General features: G+C 65.5%; 18 protein-coding genes. 8 read left to right on the top strand and 10 right to left on the bottom strand.

The window, feature by feature from the left end:
- Positions 1-165 precede the first annotated feature (165 nt).
- Positions 166-1,050: a LysR family transcriptional regulator gene (locus N511_RS0107615; protein ID WP_027678750.1), complete on the bottom strand. Its 885-nt coding sequence runs from the start codon at positions 1,048-1,050 to the stop codon at positions 166-168.
- A gap of 114 nt (positions 1,051-1,164) precedes the next feature.
- Between N511_RS0107615 and argC the strand changes: the two genes are divergently transcribed.
- Both argC and N511_RS0107605 read left to right on the top strand, forming a co-directional pair.
- The gene (argC, locus tag N511_RS0107610; protein WP_027678749.1) at positions 1,165-2,097 is read left to right on the top strand and encodes an N-acetyl-gamma-glutamyl-phosphate reductase; all 933 of its coding nucleotides are present in this window, start codon (positions 1,165-1,167) and stop codon (positions 2,095-2,097) included.
- 138 nt (positions 2,098-2,235) lie between these two features.
- Entirely contained in the window at positions 2,236-3,072 is an 837-nt protein-coding gene (locus tag N511_RS0107605; RefSeq protein ID WP_027678748.1) for a bifunctional allantoicase/(S)-ureidoglycine aminohydrolase, read from the top strand.
- Between the two features lie 84 nt (positions 3,073-3,156).
- Here the strand turns inward: N511_RS0107605 and tam are convergent, their stop codons facing one another.
- Positions 3,157-3,936, bottom strand: a complete 780-nt coding sequence (gene tam, locus N511_RS0107600) for a trans-aconitate 2-methyltransferase (protein WP_027678747.1) — start codon at positions 3,934-3,936, stop codon at positions 3,157-3,159.
- 102 nt (positions 3,937-4,038) lie between these two features.
- On the opposite strand from tam, the gene N511_RS0107595 reads away from it, so the two are divergent.
- A complete protein-coding gene (locus N511_RS0107595) occupies positions 4,039-4,935 on the top strand; it encodes a LysR family transcriptional regulator (protein WP_027678746.1) in 897 nt (298 codons plus the stop codon).
- Positions 4,936-4,989: 54 nt separating this feature from the next.
- Here N511_RS0107595 and N511_RS0107590 read toward each other — a convergent pair whose 3' ends face one another.
- Both N511_RS0107590 and N511_RS0107585 read right to left on the bottom strand, forming a co-directional pair.
- On the bottom strand, positions 4,990-5,298 hold the full coding sequence (locus N511_RS0107590; protein WP_027678745.1) for a hypothetical protein: 309 nt from the start codon (positions 5,296-5,298) through the stop codon (positions 4,990-4,992).
- A 219-nt stretch (positions 5,299-5,517) separates the two neighbouring features.
- A complete protein-coding gene (locus N511_RS0107585) occupies positions 5,518-6,645 on the bottom strand; it encodes a nickel/cobalt efflux protein RcnA (protein ID WP_027678744.1) in 1,128 nt (375 codons plus the stop codon).
- Between the two features lie 96 nt (positions 6,646-6,741).
- Between N511_RS0107585 and N511_RS0107580 the strand changes: the two genes are divergently transcribed.
- Positions 6,742-7,014, top strand: a complete 273-nt coding sequence (locus N511_RS0107580; protein ID WP_027678743.1) for a metal/formaldehyde-sensitive transcriptional repressor — start codon at positions 6,742-6,744, stop codon at positions 7,012-7,014.
- Positions 7,015-7,387: 373 nt separating this feature from the next.
- Positions 7,388-8,251 (top strand): DMT family transporter, encoded by an 864-nt coding sequence (locus tag N511_RS0107575; RefSeq protein ID WP_027678742.1) that lies wholly within the window; start codon positions 7,388-7,390, stop codon positions 8,249-8,251.
- Between the two features lie 71 nt (positions 8,252-8,322).
- Here N511_RS0107575 and N511_RS0107570 read toward each other — a convergent pair whose 3' ends face one another.
- The 5 genes from N511_RS0107570 to N511_RS0107550 form a co-directional block, all read right to left on the bottom strand.
- Positions 8,323-8,712: a hypothetical protein gene (locus N511_RS0107570; RefSeq protein ID WP_027678741.1), complete on the bottom strand. Its 390-nt coding sequence runs from the start codon at positions 8,710-8,712 to the stop codon at positions 8,323-8,325.
- A 73-nt stretch (positions 8,713-8,785) separates the two neighbouring features.
- On the bottom strand, positions 8,786-10,105 hold the full coding sequence (locus N511_RS0107565) for an NAD(P)/FAD-dependent oxidoreductase (RefSeq protein ID WP_027678740.1): 1,320 nt from the start codon (positions 10,103-10,105) through the stop codon (positions 8,786-8,788).
- Complete coding sequence (locus N511_RS0107560; RefSeq protein ID WP_027678739.1) at positions 10,102-10,863, bottom strand: amino acid ABC transporter ATP-binding protein; 762 nt, start codon at positions 10,861-10,863, stop codon at positions 10,102-10,104. The genes N511_RS0107565 and N511_RS0107560 overlap by 4 nt, the downstream gene beginning before the upstream one ends.
- 2 nt (positions 10,864-10,865) lie before the next feature.
- On the bottom strand, positions 10,866-11,537 hold the full coding sequence (gene ehuD, locus N511_RS0107555) for an ectoine/hydroxyectoine ABC transporter permease subunit EhuD (RefSeq protein ID WP_027678738.1): 672 nt from the start codon (positions 11,535-11,537) through the stop codon (positions 10,866-10,868).
- A gap of 20 nt (positions 11,538-11,557) precedes the next feature.
- Positions 11,558-12,322 (bottom strand): ABC transporter substrate-binding protein, encoded by a 765-nt coding sequence (locus N511_RS0107550; protein ID WP_027678737.1) that lies wholly within the window; start codon positions 12,320-12,322, stop codon positions 11,558-11,560.
- A 195-nt stretch (positions 12,323-12,517) separates the two neighbouring features.
- Here N511_RS0107550 and N511_RS0107545 point away from each other — a divergent pair, with 195 nt between their 5' ends.
- Positions 12,518-13,315 carry an IclR family transcriptional regulator gene (locus tag N511_RS0107545; protein WP_027678736.1) on the top strand — a complete coding sequence of 266 codons (798 nt, stop codon included), beginning with the start codon at positions 12,518-12,520 and terminating at the stop codon, positions 13,313-13,315.
- Between the two features lie 42 nt (positions 13,316-13,357).
- Here the strand turns inward: N511_RS0107545 and N511_RS0107540 are convergent, their stop codons facing one another.
- A complete protein-coding gene (locus N511_RS0107540) occupies positions 13,358-13,792 on the bottom strand; it encodes a universal stress protein (RefSeq protein ID WP_027678735.1) in 435 nt (144 codons plus the stop codon).
- 184 nt (positions 13,793-13,976) lie between these two features.
- Between N511_RS0107540 and N511_RS0107535 the strand changes: the two genes are divergently transcribed.
- A complete protein-coding gene (locus N511_RS0107535) occupies positions 13,977-14,420 on the top strand; it encodes an acyl-CoA thioesterase (protein WP_027678734.1) in 444 nt (147 codons plus the stop codon).
- A gap of 109 nt (positions 14,421-14,529) precedes the next feature.
- Positions 14,530-14,751 (top strand): hypothetical protein, encoded by a 222-nt coding sequence (locus tag N511_RS0107530; protein WP_027678733.1) that lies wholly within the window; start codon positions 14,530-14,532, stop codon positions 14,749-14,751.
- The last annotated feature ends 76 nt before the right edge of the window (positions 14,752-14,827 follow it).

Genomic DNA, 14,827 nt, shown 5'->3' with positions numbered 1-14,827 from the left:
GGCGAAGAAAGAAAGGGAGGAGGCGGCGTGCGCAGCTCGGAATGGGCGGCCGGGCGCGCCGGGTTGTGTCGAAAAACATATCTTACGATAGTTGTCACGACACAAGAAGTCAAACTTTATTCAACGGATTCTCCGCCTCGTCACGGTGCCAAGGCGCGCAATGCGCTATTTCGCGCGCAGCATCCAAAGCACGTCGAGCACATGCTGGGTCGATCGCTCGACGTGGCCGGCCCGGTGGGCGATGCCAAGTTCGCGCCACAACGCAGGCCGCAGCGGCCGCATGGTGATGCGCACATCCGACGGTGCGGCGGACGCCTCGTGTGGGAGCAGCGTAGCGCCATAACCGGCGGCGACCAGGCTCTTGATGGCGTCGTTGTAGTTGAGCTGGATGCGCGGCACGGGGTGATAACCGTCCGTGGCGAACCACTCGGTCGTCTGGCGCGACAGACGCGTGGTGGCGTCGTTGAGGATCAACGGCTGCGCGGCGAGCCAAGCCGGCGTAATGCGCGCGGGGCTCGTCCAGTGCGCCGGCAGGAACGCCATCACCGGATCGCGCCGCCATGGCTTGATGGCGAGCCCCGCCACCTGCGATTGCGGCAGTGCCACGAGGCCAATGTCGAGCGCGCCATCGGCGAGCCTCGCCAGCGTTTCCTGCGACGTGAGCACCGCCACCTGCACGTCGATGCCGGGGTGGTCTTGCCGCAGCACCTCCAGCGCCTGCGGCAGCAAGTGGGCGATGGCGCCGGTGGACGCGCCCAGCCGTACGCGCCCGCTCAGTCCCTGCACCTGGCGTTGGATGTCATCCAGCGCCTGCTCGGCATCGGCCAGCAGCTTGCGGGCGCGCTCCACCATCACCTCGCCGATGGCGGTGGGCTGCACCTGCCCGCGCTTGCGAGAGAGCAACTGCGCGCCCACGCGATCTTCCAGTTCGGCAATGTGCAGGCTGACGGTGGGCGCCGCCAGATGCAGCGCCCGCGCCGCGTCGGCAAACGAGCTGCGCTGGGCAACTTCGACGAGCGTGCGCAGGCGGTCCAGGCTGATCTCTCGCATGATTCAGGAAAGCTGAATGTGACGGTTGTGAAATTCAACTTTTCATATTCTAGGTCGCGCTTAAAGATGGAGGCTCGCATTCATCACCAACTTCTTTCCCTGGGAGCGCCCGCCATGTCCACGCCCCTCGTCTTTATCGACGGCGACCAAGGCACCACCGGCCTGCAAATCCACGAGCGTCTGCGCGGCCGCGTCGAGCGGCAAGACCTGAAACTGCTGACGCTTCCCGACGACGCCCGCAAAGACGCGCAACGCCGTGCCGAAGCCATCAACGCCTGCGATATCGCCATCCTGTGCCTGCCCGATGCGGCCGCGCGCGAGGCGGTCGCGGCCATCGTCAACCCGCGCGTGCGCGTGATCGACGCCAGCTCCGCGCATCGCACCACGCCGGGCTGGGTCTACGGCTTTCCGGAGATGAGCGACGAGCAAGCTGAACGTGTTGCGGGCGCGTCGCGCGTGACCAACCCGGGCTGCTACCCGACCGGCGCGATCGGGCTGCTGCGCCCGCTCGTGCAGGCGGGCCTTGTGCGGGCGGATTACCCGATCAGCATTCATGCCGTGTCCGGCTATTCGGGCGGCGGCCGCGCCGCGGTGGAAACGTACGAGGGGCCCGAGGCAGCAAGCGCCCTGCCGTTCCAGGTGTACGGGCTGGGTTTGGCGCACAAGCACACGCCGGAGATCCAACTGCACGCCGGGCTTACGCAGCGGCCGATGTTCGTCCCGGCCTACGGCGCGTATCGCCAGGGCATTGTGCTGACGGTGCCGCTGGAGCTGCGTCTGCTCAACGCCGGCGTTGATGCGACCGCGCTGCACGCATGTCTGGCTGACCACTACGCCAGCGCGCAGCATGTGGACGTGATGCCGCTGCAGGCGCCGTCCGCCTTGCCGCATCTCGACCCGCAGGCGCTCAACGGCACCAACGACATGCGGCTGGGCGTGTTCGCCAACGACCACGGTCAGGTCCTGCTCACGGCGGTGTTCGACAACCTCGGCAAGGGCGCCTCGGGCGCGGCGGTCCAGAACCTTGATCTGATGCTGGCGCGGTAGTGGCAAATCGAATGGAAGTCATCGCAACATTTAATTGGTCGATTGTGGGCGACTTCGCTATCGTCAACGCCGCCCGCGTACGAACCGCCTGTTGCTGTTTGCGCTCGGGGCCGGACCAACCCATTGCCTGAATGCAACATGTCTAAGACCACGTATTACGCGCCGCATGGCGGCCATCCGCCGCAGACGGATCTGCTGACCGATCGCGCGATGTTCACCGAGGCGTACGCGGTGATCCCCAAGGGGGTGATGCGCGACATTGTCACGAGCTGGCTGCCGTTCTGGACCCAGACGCGCCTGTGGGTGATCGCCCGCCCGCTGTCGGGTTTTGCCGAGACCTTCTCGCAGTACATCGTTGAAGTGAACCCGGGCGGCGGCAGCGACAAGCCCGAGCAGGACAAGAACGCCGAAGCCGTGCTGTTCGTCGTTGAAGGCGAAGCCGAGCTGACGCTGCAGGGCAAGAAGCACACGCTCACGCCGGGCGGCTACGCGTTCATTCCGCCGGGCGCCGACTGGACGCTGCACAACGTGAGTGACGCCGCTGTGCGCTTCCACTGGATCCGCAAGCACTATCAGGTCGTCGATGGCATTCCCCTGCCGGAAGCCTTCGTGACGAACGAGCAGGATGTCGAGCCGATCCCGATGCCGGGCACCAATGGCGCGTGGGTGACGACGCGCTTTGTCGACATGAGCGACATGCGCCACGACATGCACGTCAACATCGTCACGTTCGAGCCGGGCGGCGTGATTCCGTTTGCCGAAACCCACGTGATGGAACACGGCCTGTACGTGCTTGAAGGCAAGGCCGTCTATCGCCTCAATCAGGACTGGGTTGAAGTGGAGGCCGGCGACTTCATGTGGCTGCGCGCGTTCTGCCCGCAGGCCTGCTATTCGGGTGGCCCTGGCCGCTTCCGTTACCTGCTGTACAAGGATGTGAACCGTCACATGAACCTGACCCTGAACCCGTCGCGTTGAGCGCCGCAGATGTCAGATAAAAGCCCGCCGGGGTCTACCGTCGGGCTTTTTTCATGGCCGGCGTTTCCGCTTCTGCGATTGCGCCTACTTGCGCGTCGCCACGATGAACAGGCGAGGAAACGGCAGCAGCACCGTGCCATCGTCGAGTGCCGGATAGGCCTGCGCAATCATGTCGCGATAGCGCGTGAGGAATACGGGGCGCTCGTCCTCGCTCAGCGCGGCGAGGAACGGCCGCAGCGCGCTACCCTTGAACCATTCGACGACCGCATCTGCGCCGCCCTGGAGCGGATGCATGTACGTGGTGCGCCACACGTCGACGCGCGCGCACAGCGGCGAGAGCAGCGCGTAATAACGGCGCGCATCGAAGCGCTCCGTGCGCTCCACACCCTTGAGCTTGCCGGCCCACGGCCCCGCAGCGGACACTTCGCGCATCAGGCGGTGCGCCGGTTCGTCAAGGTTGTCCGGCATCTGCACGGCCAAGTGGCCTCCCACCGCCAGCTTGCCGACCAGCTTCGGAAACAGCGTTTCATGCGCCGGCAGCCATTGCAGCACCGCATTGGCGAGGATCAGGTCATACGCGCCCGGCTCAGCCCACGCAGCAATGTCGGCGACATCGAAGCGCACCTCGGGCAGGCGCTTGCGCGCAGCTTGAATCATGTCGGCCGAGGCGTCGGTGCCGCGAACAGCTGCCCCGGGCGCACGCGCTATCAGCGCTTCCGTCGAATTGCCCGGTCCGCAGCCGATATCGATGGCGATATGGATGGGCGTGGGCGGCACCGCGGCGAGCAGGTCTCGAACGGGTCGCGTACGCTCATCCTCGAATTGCACGTACTGCTTTGCATACCAATCGTGGGGGTTCGTCACGATGCGCTCCTTGTCGTGGTTTGCGTGCGGGATGCGCAGAGTGTCCGGTTTCCTAATCGATCAGTAAAATGAATTCAATTTTCAAATTCATTCATAACGTTGATGAAAATCGATACGCTCGGCGTGCAGGCATTCGTGGCGATTGCGGAGAGCGGCAGCTTTACGCAAGCCGCCGACACGCTGCACGTGACGCAGACCGCCATCACGCAGCGCCTGCGCAAGCTGGAGGCGTTTCTTGGTGTGGCGCTGGTGGAGCGCACCACGCGCCGGACCGAGCTGACGGAAATCGGTCAGCGCTTTCTGCCGCAGGCGCGTCGGCTGCTCAATGAGTTGTCCGATGCGCTCACGGAGATTCGCGAGACCGGCCTGAGCCAGCGCGGCGACGTCACGATCGCTTGCGTGCCGACGGTGGGCGTGCACTACCTGCCGCGCATCCTGCGCGCGTTCTCCGAGCACCGCCCGCACGATCGCGTGAAGATTCTCGACCATGCCTCGGCGTCCGTGCTGCAAGCCGTGCTGCGACGTGAAGCCGAGTTCGGCATCAGCATTGCGGGCGACCAGCATCCGGAACTCGTGAGCGTGCCGCTGACGAGCGATCCGTACGTCCTCGTCTGCCGCGACGATCATCCGCTCGCCAAGCGCCGCCGCATCCGGTGGCAGGCCCTGCAGCCCCACCCGCTCATCTTCGCCGGCGAGGTGAGCGGCAACCGCAGCCTGCTCGACGGTGCACTCAAGGCGAGCGGCGTGACGCTGCATTCGTTCTATGAAGTGCAGCGCAGTTCAACGGCGCTCGGGCTGGTGGCCGAAGGCCTGGGCGCGGCGGTGGTGCCGCGGCTGGCGATGCAGAAGAACGCGTATCCGATGATTCGTACGGTGGAGCTGGTCGAGCCGGAAGTGTCGCGCACGCTGGTGCTCGTCACGCGCAAGGCGGCGCAACTATCGCCTGCAGCGCGTGCCCTGTATGACCGGATCGTCGACGGGGCAACACCGACGACGTGAGGCTCGCGCGGAGGGGCCGCGCTTACGCGGTCCCTCCCGTGCCAACCCGGCCCTTCACGCGCGTGCGCCGTCGGTGCTGCCCGGGTAGCTCGTATCGCCACGCCACGCGAGCACGTCGTGTGCGCTGGTTTGCCGATCGGCGCCTTGCGCATACGGATCGAAACGATCGTACTTCCACGACAGATAGCCATAGGTGTCGGCCTGGCGGTCGGCGCCCTGCGTGAACGGGTCCGTCTTGTCGACGGCGCCTTGCGTGTACGGATCGTACTTGGCCTGCGCGGCCGAAGCCGGTTGGGCGATGAACAGCGCGGCGGAAGCGGAAAGCGTGGCAAGCAAGGCCAGGGTAAGGCGGCGGGTGTGCATGATGAACTCCTCGTGCGGTGAACGTGCCGCCGGAGGCGGCATCCATTGGATCGCTAGCGGCGCGTGGCCGCCCGGATCCCACAGGTTGGTCGCGGTGCGCATGCAAACCTGACACTGCATCGACGAAAAACATGCCGCACCAGCCTCAGCCTGTACCTGCAGATACGCAGGCCATGCGGCAATGGATGCAGCCTTGTCACACCAAACACGCAGACGTTGCTACGGCAGTTGCATCACCCCATGCACGCCCTGCCACCCCACGTACAACCCCACGAGGGCAATCAGCACGCCTGAGAGGTACGGCGCCTGGCGTGCAAATTCACCAAAGCCGCCCCAGCGCCGGGAGACGTGCTTCACGCTCAGCGCCGCCAGCGCGCCCGAGGCCACCAGCGTGAGCGCCAGCCCGATGCTGAAGCACAGCACCAGCGCCGCGCCCAAAGTGATCTTCTTGAGCTGCAGGCACAACAGCAGCACGGTGATCGACGCCGGGCAAGGAATCAGCCCGCCCGTGAGCCCGAACACGATGATCTGGCCGGTGGTGACTTCACGGTTGGTGAAGCGGCGGCGGATGTCGTTGGCGTGCGCGCGTTCGTGGGCGTCCTGGTATTCGGCAGATGAAACATCGAGGCCGCCATGGCTGTGATCACGGTCGTGGTCGTGATCATGCTCGGAGAACGTGACGTCGTAGTCATGCCGATGGTGTTCGTGCCCGAGCGACAGGCGCGCTACGAAAGCATGCGGCTCGGGGATGACCTGCTCCGATTCCAGAAAGCCGTCGCGCTGGACGAAGCGGAAGGTTTGCCGGCTGCCGTCGGGCCGCTCGGTGACGACCTGCACCTGCTCGGCTGACCATGCGGTGCCACGCGTGCCCTCGCGTGTCAGCCGGAAGCGCGGCGGCACGCCATCTTCGAAGATGGCGAGTTGCACGACGCCATGGCCGGTGTCGATGCGTTGGACGTCGTCATGGCCGTGATCGTGGTGATGATGATCGTGGTCGTGCGCCGCGTGCGTGCTGCGCCAGGTGCGCCACATCATCCATGCTGCCACGGCCACGATCAGCACGGCCGACACCATCTGAAAATACGGCTCGGTCGTTTCTGCGTTCCAGTTGCGGCCGAAGTACAGGCCCGCCATGGCCACCGCCCACACCACCGCCGTATGCGACACCGTGGCCGACAACCCCAGCAACACCGCCTGCGTGAGCGTGCCGCGGATCGCGACGATGAACGCCGCCATCATCGTCTTTGAATGCCCGGGCTCCAGGCCATGCAGCGCACCGAGCAGGATCGCACTGGGAACGAACAGCCAGGCGTTGCCTTGCTGCAGCAGGGTGGTGAACGCGGTCATGGGGAAGGCAGTGAAATCGGGTAGGCGAAATATACTCCCCCCGAGTATAGTGATGCTACCCTCGCGCGTCGTTCACCTCACCTCGATACCCGACCCATGGCTCATACCATCCGCGATAAAGCCAAGCTGCTGGCGCGCGTGCGGCGCATCCAGGGGCAGGCCGCTGCGCTGGAAAAACAACTCGCCGACGAGGGCGATTGCACCGCCGTCTTGCAGCAGATCGCGGCGATTCGCGGCGCGGTCAACGGACTGATGGCAGCGGTCATCGAGGGCCACCTGACCGATCACGTCGTGAAGGAACCTGCCGAGGCGCAACGCCAGGAAGACCTCGATGCGGTGATGCAGGTGATCAAGTCGTACCTGAAGTAACCGTAACGCGCCGCCCTTGCGCCCAGCGCGCGATCCCGATAGTCTGCTCAGACGCCATCGGCCAATTCCGATTCATCGCCTCTTTGATTCTCTGAATCTTCGTCTTCATGTCCCGACTTCACGCCCCCCTCCTCCTCGCCGCCGGCCATCGCGCCCGCGTGGATGACGTGTGCGTGCAGCCCGGGCCCTTCCCGCCTCCTGTCGTCTCCTGGGGCTACGACGCGGTCGCTGCACAGCCGCCGCCTCCGCCCGCTCTCGGCTGATTCCCAGCCGCTTCGTTTCCGGTTGACCTGAACCAGGCTCGGGCACACGCCCGAGGCAGGCGCTTGCCTGCGCGCCGGAACCCGACATCTCTTTTCGACAGGTGAGTGGAATGCGTTCCATGCAAGCCGCGCTGGCAGGGTCCGGCGCGACGGTTCTATTCGTGCTGCTGTGGAGCAGCGGTGCAATCTTTGCGGAGATCGGGGTGCAGCATGTCCCGGCATTCGCGTTTCTGGTCGGGCGCTTTACGCTCGCGTCTTTGGTGCTGGCGGGCCTCGGCTTGCGGCACGGGCGGTGGTGGCCGGCGCCGGGCTCACGGCTGAAGGTGGCCGCCACCGGTGCCTTGCTGACCGGCGGCTATTCGATCTGCTATCTGCTCGCGCTGGACCGCGGCCTCACGCCCGGGCTGTTGGCCACGGTGCTCGGCGTGCAGCCGCTGCTGACGCTGCTCGTGACTGAACGTACCTGGTCCGCACCGCGGATGGCCGGCCTCCTCCTCGCGCTGGGCGGCCTTTCGCTGGTGGTGGGCGGCGCCGATGCGCACCAGGTGCCGATGGCCGGTCTCGGCTATGCGCTGGCCGCGCTGTTGTGCATGACGGTCGGCGCCATCGGGCAGAAGCGGCTGAACCAGTCGCCCATCGACACGCTGCCGCTGCAGAACGCGGTGAGCCTCGTGCTGTGTGCGGCGTTTGCTTTCGCGCTGCCTGCGCAATCGCTGCCGCTCGCGCCAAGCTTGCCCGGTATCGCAGCCTTGCTGTGGATGGGCGTCGTGATGTCAGTGGGAGCGCAGCTGCTGTTCTACCGGCTCATGCAGCGCGGCAATCTCGTGAACGTGACGAGCCTGTTCTACCTCGTGCCGGTGGTGACGGCGCTGCTGGATGACCTCGTGCTCGGCCATCGCCTGGCGCTCCTCGCGATGGCGGGGATGGCGATGATTCTGCTGGGGTTGGCGGTGGCGTTTCGGGCGGCCCGCTGAGTGCCGCCGGTGGGCGAGCCGCCGGATCGGGGCGGCTCGCCCGCGCTACAGACTGCCCGGTAGCCGATGCCTTACTGCGCCAGCCGCCGCAACTTCCATTCGCCGCTCGGCTGTTTACACAGCCACGCCGTCCACTGCTCCTTGCTGCTGCCGCGCGTCAGCTCGCTCTGCAGACGGCGGCACGGCTGGCCGGCATCGGTCTTGGTTTCCAGCGGTGTGATGGTCGCGTCGACGGCAGGCTGCTTGCCTGTGGCGGGCGAGGTCCATTGCGTGGGCGCGTTGTCGGCGGTGCTCTTCAGCACATCGCCGATGGCCTTGGTGAACGACTTCAACTCCGTCGGGCTCATCGAGCCGATGATGGTGCTGGCCAGCACGTTGCGGAAATAGGCAAACGAAGGCGTGGCTGCAGCAAACAGTGCGGCGCCCGCGAAGGCGAGCGCAAGACGGCGGCGATGCGACATGGGTCCCCCAGGATGTGACGAAAAGGAGCCTTCATCCTAGACCATGCCGCCCCGGCCTGGGGTGTCGCTGTGCTCAGCCGCCCAGCTTGTCGAGCAGGCTGTACCACGCCACGCCCGCCGCAATGTAGAAGCGCTGCAGGCCATGCAGCGGGATCGGCGTGATGGGCGATACGGGATACGGAAACGCCTCTCCACTGCCCGCAAGCCGCGCGGCGATGTGCTGGCCGAGGCTGGTGCACAGCGCGATGCCGCGCCCGTTGCAGCCCAACGCCATCGTGATGCCAGGCGCGGGCTCGTGGATGTGCGGCATGAAATCGCGCGTGATGGCGATGCGGCCGGCCCAGCGGTATTCGTATTCCAGCGGGCCGAGTTGCGGAAAGAGCAGCTCCAGTGAGCGTTCAAGGTGTGCAAAATCCTGCGCGTCGCGCGGCTCGGAAAAGAAGCCGCGTCCACCCATCAGCAGGCGCCCGGCTGCGTCTTTGCGGAAATACAGCAGCAGCCGTTGCGATGTGGAAGCCGTCTCACCGCGCGCCAGGATGGCTTGTGCATCCGCCGTCTTGAGCGGCTTGGTCGCAACGATAAAGCTGTTGGCAGAAAGCACCGTCTGCGCCAGGCCCGGCCACAGCGGGCCGGTGTAGCCATTGGTGGCGATCACCACGCGCTGGGCTCGCACCACGGCACCGGTGCTGGAGGCAGCGATCCACTGCGCGCCCTGCCGCTCCAGCGCCGTTACGGCGGTCTGCCCGTGCACGGCGGCGCCCGCTTGCTGTGCGGCGCGCACCAAACCGCGCGCGTACGCCATCGGCTGAATGCCGCCCGCGCGGCCGTCGAGCCACGCGCCCGCAAACGCCTCAGTGCCGACCCGGCGCGTGACGGCGGCGCGGTCCAGCATTTCCACCGGCACGCCGCGCTTTTCCCACTGCCTTGCGCGCGCATGCAGCGCCGGCACGGCCTTGTCCGAATAGGAAAGCTGCAGCCACCCGGCACGCACGGGCTGGCAGTCGATGTGGTGCCGGTCGATCAGATCGAACACTAAATCGGCGGAGCGCGAGACGGCGTCGATCAACGGTTCGGCACGCGCGGCACCGAACAGGCTCACCAGTTCATCGGGGTCATGCTTGAGTGTCGGATTGACCTGCCCGCCGTTGCGCCCGGAGGCGCCCCAGCCCGGATCGTTGGCCTCCAGCACCGTGACCTGCGTGCCGCGCTCGGCCAGATGCAGCGCGGTAGAAAGCCCCGTGTATCCACCGCCGACGACGAGCACATCGGTGGTGATCGATTCCATCAACGCAGGCGTGGGCGGCGCGGCCGGCGCCGTGGCGGCCCACAGCGACGGCGGCAGCGGCTCGCCGCCCAAAGCGCCCGGGGCGATATCGAGGTGCGGCTGCGTCATGGCACGAGGTCTCCGGCGCGAGCATCGGCGGGTTTGTGCAGCACGCGGCGCAGAAAGTCCTGCGTGCGCGGCTGACGCGGGGCGCCGAGCACTTGCGCGGCTGGGCCTTCTTCGACGATGGCGCCGCTGTGCAAAAAGCACACGCGGTCGGCCACCTCGCGGGCAAAACCCATCTCGTGCGTGACGACGATCATCGTCATGCCCTCGCGAGCGAGTGCGCGCATCACCTCCAGCACATCGCCGACAAGTTCGGGGTCGAGCGCAGACGTGGGTTCGTCGAACAGCATCGCCTCGGGCTCCATCGCCAGCGCGCGGGCAATCGCCACGCGCTGCTGCTGGCCACCGGAGAGCTGCGCCGGATAAGCCTGCGCCTTGGCGGCGAGGCCCACCTTCTCCAGCAGCGCCATCGCCTTGGCACGTGCCGCTTCAGGGCGTTCGCCCTTCACGTAGACGGGGCCTTCCATCACGTTTTCGAGCACGCTGCGATGCGGGAACAGGTTGAAACGCTGGAACACCATGCCCATGCGGCTGCGCAGCGTGTGGATGGTTTTGCTGTGTTGATCGACGCGTTCGCCAAAAGCGCGGATCTCGCCGCCGTCATACGACTCCAGCCCGTTGATGCAGCGCAGGACGGTCGACTTGCCCGAGCCGGATGGGCCGATCAGGCAGACGACTTCGCCCTTGTCCACATGCAGGCTCACGCCGCGCAGCACGTGGTGCTCGCCAAAGTGCTTTTGCAGATCACGGATCTCGATCATGCTCATCGTTTGGCCCTCCCTGCGCCCAAGCGGTGTTCAAGCTTGCGCAGGCCGAACACCAGCGGCAGGCTCATCACCAGATACAGCAGCGCCACCAGCGTGTAGACCGTCATGTTCTGGAACGTGGACGAAGCGATGAGCTGCCCCGCACGCGTCATTTCCGCCACCGTGATGGTGGACACCAGAGACGAATCCTTGAGCATCATCACCAGCGTGTTGCCGTATGGCGGCAGCGCAATGCGAAACGCCTGCGGCAGGATCACGCGCCGCATGATCAGCGTGCCGCGCATGCCCATGGCCTGCGCGGCTTCACGCTGGCCGGGGTCCACGGCTTCGATGCCGGCGCGGAAGTTCTCGGCCTGATACGCCGAATACGCAATGCCCAGCCCGATCACGCCCGCCTGAAACGCGGTGAGCTGAATGCCGATGTCCGGCAGCACGAAGTAGATGTAGAAGAGCTGCACGATGATCGGCAGCCCGCGAATGATGTTGACGATGGTCGCCCCGGCCGCAGATACGGCCTTGATGGGCGACAACCGCATCAGCGCGAGCCCCAGCCCGATCACGCTGCTGAGCAGGAACGACAGCACGGTCACCTCCACCGTGACCACCGCCCCTTTCAGCAGGATCGGCAGGAAGTCCTGCGCGTTCTCAAGAAACGTTGCAACACTCATGGCGCATCACCGGTCTGAAATCAGATGCCCCACTTCTTCACGATGGCTTCCAGCGTGCCGTCCGCCTTGATCTTGGCGATGGCCTTGTTGAGGCGGTTGAGCGTTTCGGTATCGCCCTTGCGCACCACCAGGCACACATCGCCCACGTTGGCGGGTTTGTAGCCGGCAGCAAGCTTCACGCCCTGGAAGGCGTTCTGGCGGATCTGGTACGCGATGATCGGCTGGTCGCCCAGGCCGGCCTTGATGCGGCCCAGCGCCAGGTCACGCGTCATGTCGGCCACCGAGTCGTAGCTACGCACTTCCTTGAAGATGCCCTTCTTGTTGAGCATGTCGAGGAACACCGTGCCGACCTGCGCGCCCACCACCTCGCCTTTCAGATCATCGAGCGTGGCGTAGTTCTTGGCGTCGTCAGCCTTGACGATCAGGCCCTCGCCGTACGAGTAGACCGGGTCGGAAAAATCCACCACCTGCGCGCGCGCCGGCGTCTTGAGCATCGCCGCCGAGATGATGTCGATCTTGTTCGACGTGAGCGACGGAATGAGCGCCGAGAACACCGTCTGCTGCACGTTCACGTTGAAGCCGCCCGCCTTGCCCACGGCCGTGACGGTGTCGACCATCATCCCCTGGATGGAATTCGTCTTCACGTCCAGAAACGTGAACGGCACGCCCGTGGCCGTGGCACCGACGTTGTAGGTGGCCGGCGCACCCTGCGCCCAGGCAAACGATGCAGTGGCGAGCATGCACAACGCCAGTGCAGCGCGACGGAAGGTGGTGACAACAGACATGGCAATCCTCCAGGCAACGGAAAAAAGACGCACCCCGAACGCGCATGCACGGGGAATGGCTCAACGTAATGCAATGGTTGTGCCAATATTCGAACGTATCGAATCGATTAATAACTATGGAAAACCACTAATCGACGTATATGAATCGATATGCGATTCTTTGTCCGTTGATTTGCCAATGAGCCGCCACTTGCCATGACCGACGCTGCTGAATCTGCCGATGCGCCCGACCTGCTGTTCAACCAGTCGCTGGAAAAAGGGCTGGCCGTGCTTGGGGCCTTCAACGCGCAGCGCCGCACCATGACGATTGCCGACGTGGCCACCGCTGCCGGCATCAACAAAAGCTCGGCGCAGCGGATGATCTACACGCTCGAGCAGCTCGGCTACCTGCGCAAGCATCCGCAAACGCGTCGCTACCAGCTCACCCCCGCAGTGATGAAGATCGGCTTCAACTACCTGGCCGCCGACACGCTCATCGACGTGGCCAATCCGTTCCTGGCCGAACTCACCAAGATGACCACCGAAACCTCGTGCCTGACCGAGCCCGATCAGGACGAGATGGTGTACGTCGCCCGCTTTGTGAGTGCGCACTTTGTGCCGGTGCACATGCCCATTGGCAGCCGCATCCCGATGTATTGCACCGCGTCGGGCCGTGCTTACCTGAGCGCCCTGCCGATGCCGGAAGCGCAAGCCATCGTCGAGGCGTCGCAGCGCGTGGCGCACACCATGCACACGCGCACCGACGTGGCCGACATCATGGAAACGCTGCGCCTGGCGCGCCAGCGCGGCTACGCCACCAACTGCGAAGAACTGTTCCTCGGGGACATGACCATCGCCGCGCCCATCGTCAGTAGCAACGGGCGGCCGCTGGGGGCAATCCACCTTGTTGCGCCCACCGGGCGGTGGACGGCGGAAGAGATGGAAACGAAGCTGGGCCCGGCGCTGCTGCAATGCGCGCGGGCGATCAGCACGTCGGTGCGGGCGCTGGGATAGCGCGGCGCGCGGCGGAGTTGAGCAGCGCGCCGCCCGCCACCTTCAAGCCTTGGGCGCCTTCACCAGCAGCACCGGGCATTCGGCATGCGCGAGCACCCGCCCTGCCACCGAGCCCATCAGCGCCTCGACGAACACGCCGCGCCCGTGCGAGCCCATGACGATGGCCGCGGCCCCCGCACTTTGCGCGTGGTGCACGATGCGCTCTGGTGGAAAACCGACCAGTGCGTGCTGCTCGAACGGCACGCCGGCCGCACCCAGGATCGCGCAGACTGAAGCCATCGCGCCGGTGCTTTCCTCCGCGTACCACGCGTCAACTTCTGCCTTACCGACGAGCGATTTGATGTCGCCAGACAGGTCCGGCATGCAATGCACCACGTGCACCGTCACATCGCTGCCGAAGAGGGTCTTGTCGGCAATGCACCGCGCTGCCGCATCGGAATAGGCCGATCCGTCCGTTGCCAGTACCAGGGTTTTCATGTGGCCTCCTTGCCATGTCTGCGGTCGCGCAGCGTGCGCGGCCGGCGTCTGCTTCCAACGTAAGCGCTGCTGAAAGCCACGCGTTGATACGAGTCAACGTAAGCGCTGTGGTGCGGTCACCCGGTCAGCGTTTGCACAGGAAGGCAGGCAGAATGCGCAGGTTGACCCAGATTTCGCGCCCCACATGACGACCACACCATCCCTTTCCGATTTCCCGCTGCACTCGACCGACAAGCTCCGCTACGGCGACACCGACCGCCAGGGCCACATCAACAACGCCGTCTTCGCCACGTACCTGGAGACAGGCCGCGTGGAAATGCTCTTCACGCCCGACAACCCGCTGGCCGCGCCCGGTTGCGAGTTCGTCATCGCGCAACTCGTGCTCGACTTCCGCAGCGAGATTCTCTGGCCCGGCTCCGTGCAGATCGGTACGCGTGTGGCGAGCGTCGGGCGCAGCTCGGTCAAGTTGGAGCAGGCCATCTTCCAGAACGGCCGCTGCGCCGCCACATCGCAATCGGTAATCGTGCAGATCGACGTTGCCACGCGCCAATCGAGCCCGATTACTGATAGCGCCCGTCAGCGCCTTGCCGCGCTCACCGCCACCCCTGCCGGCGCAGAAGCAGAGTGATGCGCGCTGTACGCAAACGTCCGTCCGCGGAAAATTTTTAACTTTGCTTGCACTTGCGCCCCTTGCCGGTGGGAAGATGGCTCTCCCGTTCAATCACGCGGAGGTGACCATGGGACTGTTGGATGAAGTGGGCAAGATCGCCGGCGCCGTCGCCGCCGTTGAAGCCGCCGAGAAAGTCGATCCGGATGCCGGCCTGCTGACCAAGGCGGTTGCCGCCGTCGCCGGTTTCAAGGGCGCTGGCGCGCTGGAAGAGATGCTGGAAAAGAAGGACGAAGCCAAGGCTGAAGGCGCCGAGGCAGCTCCTGAAGATGGGGCCGCGCCGCAGGCTTGAATTGCTTGCAGGCTCAAAAGGATTTGGGGGACCCCGCCGGTTGGCGGGGTTTTTGTTTTTTGGTGCCGTGCGTTCG

It is taken from the genome of Ralstonia sp. UNC404CL21Col (genome assembly GCF_000620465.1).
Lineage (GTDB): Bacteria > Pseudomonadota > Gammaproteobacteria > Burkholderiales > Burkholderiaceae > Ralstonia > Ralstonia flatus.
The sequence above is the reverse complement of the archived record's forward strand: the minus strand, read 5'-3'. Positions and strand labels throughout refer to the sequence as shown.

Bases quoted from the DNA above. Each gene is read 5' to 3' on its own strand.
- N511_RS0107590 (WP_027678745.1), bottom strand. From the start codon at position 5,298: ATGCACACCCGCCGCCTTACCCTGGCCTTGCTTGCCACGCTTTCCGCT.
- N511_RS0107585 (WP_027678744.1), bottom strand. From the start codon at position 6,645: ATGACCGCGTTCACCACCCTGCTGCAGCAAGGCAACGCCTGGCTGTTC.
- N511_RS0107565 (WP_027678740.1), bottom strand. From the start codon at position 10,105: ATGACGCAGCCGCACCTCGATATCGCCCCGGGCGCTTTGGGCGGCGAG.
- N511_RS0107535 (WP_027678734.1), top strand. From the start codon at position 13,977: ATGACGACCACACCATCCCTTTCCGATTTCCCGCTGCACTCGACCGAC.
- N511_RS0107570 (WP_027678741.1), bottom strand. From the start codon at position 8,712: ATGTCGCATCGCCGCCGTCTTGCGCTCGCCTTCGCGGGCGCCGCACTG.
- N511_RS0107545 (WP_027678736.1), top strand. From the start codon at position 12,518: ATGACCGACGCTGCTGAATCTGCCGATGCGCCCGACCTGCTGTTCAAC.
- N511_RS0107605 (WP_027678748.1), top strand. From the start codon at position 2,236: ATGTCTAAGACCACGTATTACGCGCCGCATGGCGGCCATCCGCCGCAG.
- N511_RS0107540 (WP_027678735.1), bottom strand. From the start codon at position 13,792: ATGAAAACCCTGGTACTGGCAACGGACGGATCGGCCTATTCCGATGCG.
- argC (WP_027678749.1), top strand. From the start codon at position 1,165: ATGTCCACGCCCCTCGTCTTTATCGACGGCGACCAAGGCACCACCGGC.
- N511_RS0107560 (WP_027678739.1), bottom strand. From the start codon at position 10,863: ATGATCGAGATCCGTGATCTGCAAAAGCACTTTGGCGAGCACCACGTG.
- N511_RS0107580 (WP_027678743.1), top strand. From the start codon at position 6,742: ATGGCTCATACCATCCGCGATAAAGCCAAGCTGCTGGCGCGCGTGCGG.
- N511_RS0107595 (WP_027678746.1), top strand. From the start codon at position 4,039: ATGAAAATCGATACGCTCGGCGTGCAGGCATTCGTGGCGATTGCGGAG.
- N511_RS0107575 (WP_027678742.1), top strand. From the start codon at position 7,388: ATGCGTTCCATGCAAGCCGCGCTGGCAGGGTCCGGCGCGACGGTTCTA.
- N511_RS0107530 (WP_027678733.1), top strand. From the start codon at position 14,530: ATGGGACTGTTGGATGAAGTGGGCAAGATCGCCGGCGCCGTCGCCGCC.
- ehuD (WP_027678738.1), bottom strand. From the start codon at position 11,537: ATGAGTGTTGCAACGTTTCTTGAGAACGCGCAGGACTTCCTGCCGATC.
- N511_RS0107615 (WP_027678750.1), bottom strand. From the start codon at position 1,050: ATGCGAGAGATCAGCCTGGACCGCCTGCGCACGCTCGTCGAAGTTGCC.
- N511_RS0107550 (WP_027678737.1), bottom strand. From the start codon at position 12,322: ATGTCTGTTGTCACCACCTTCCGTCGCGCTGCACTGGCGTTGTGCATG.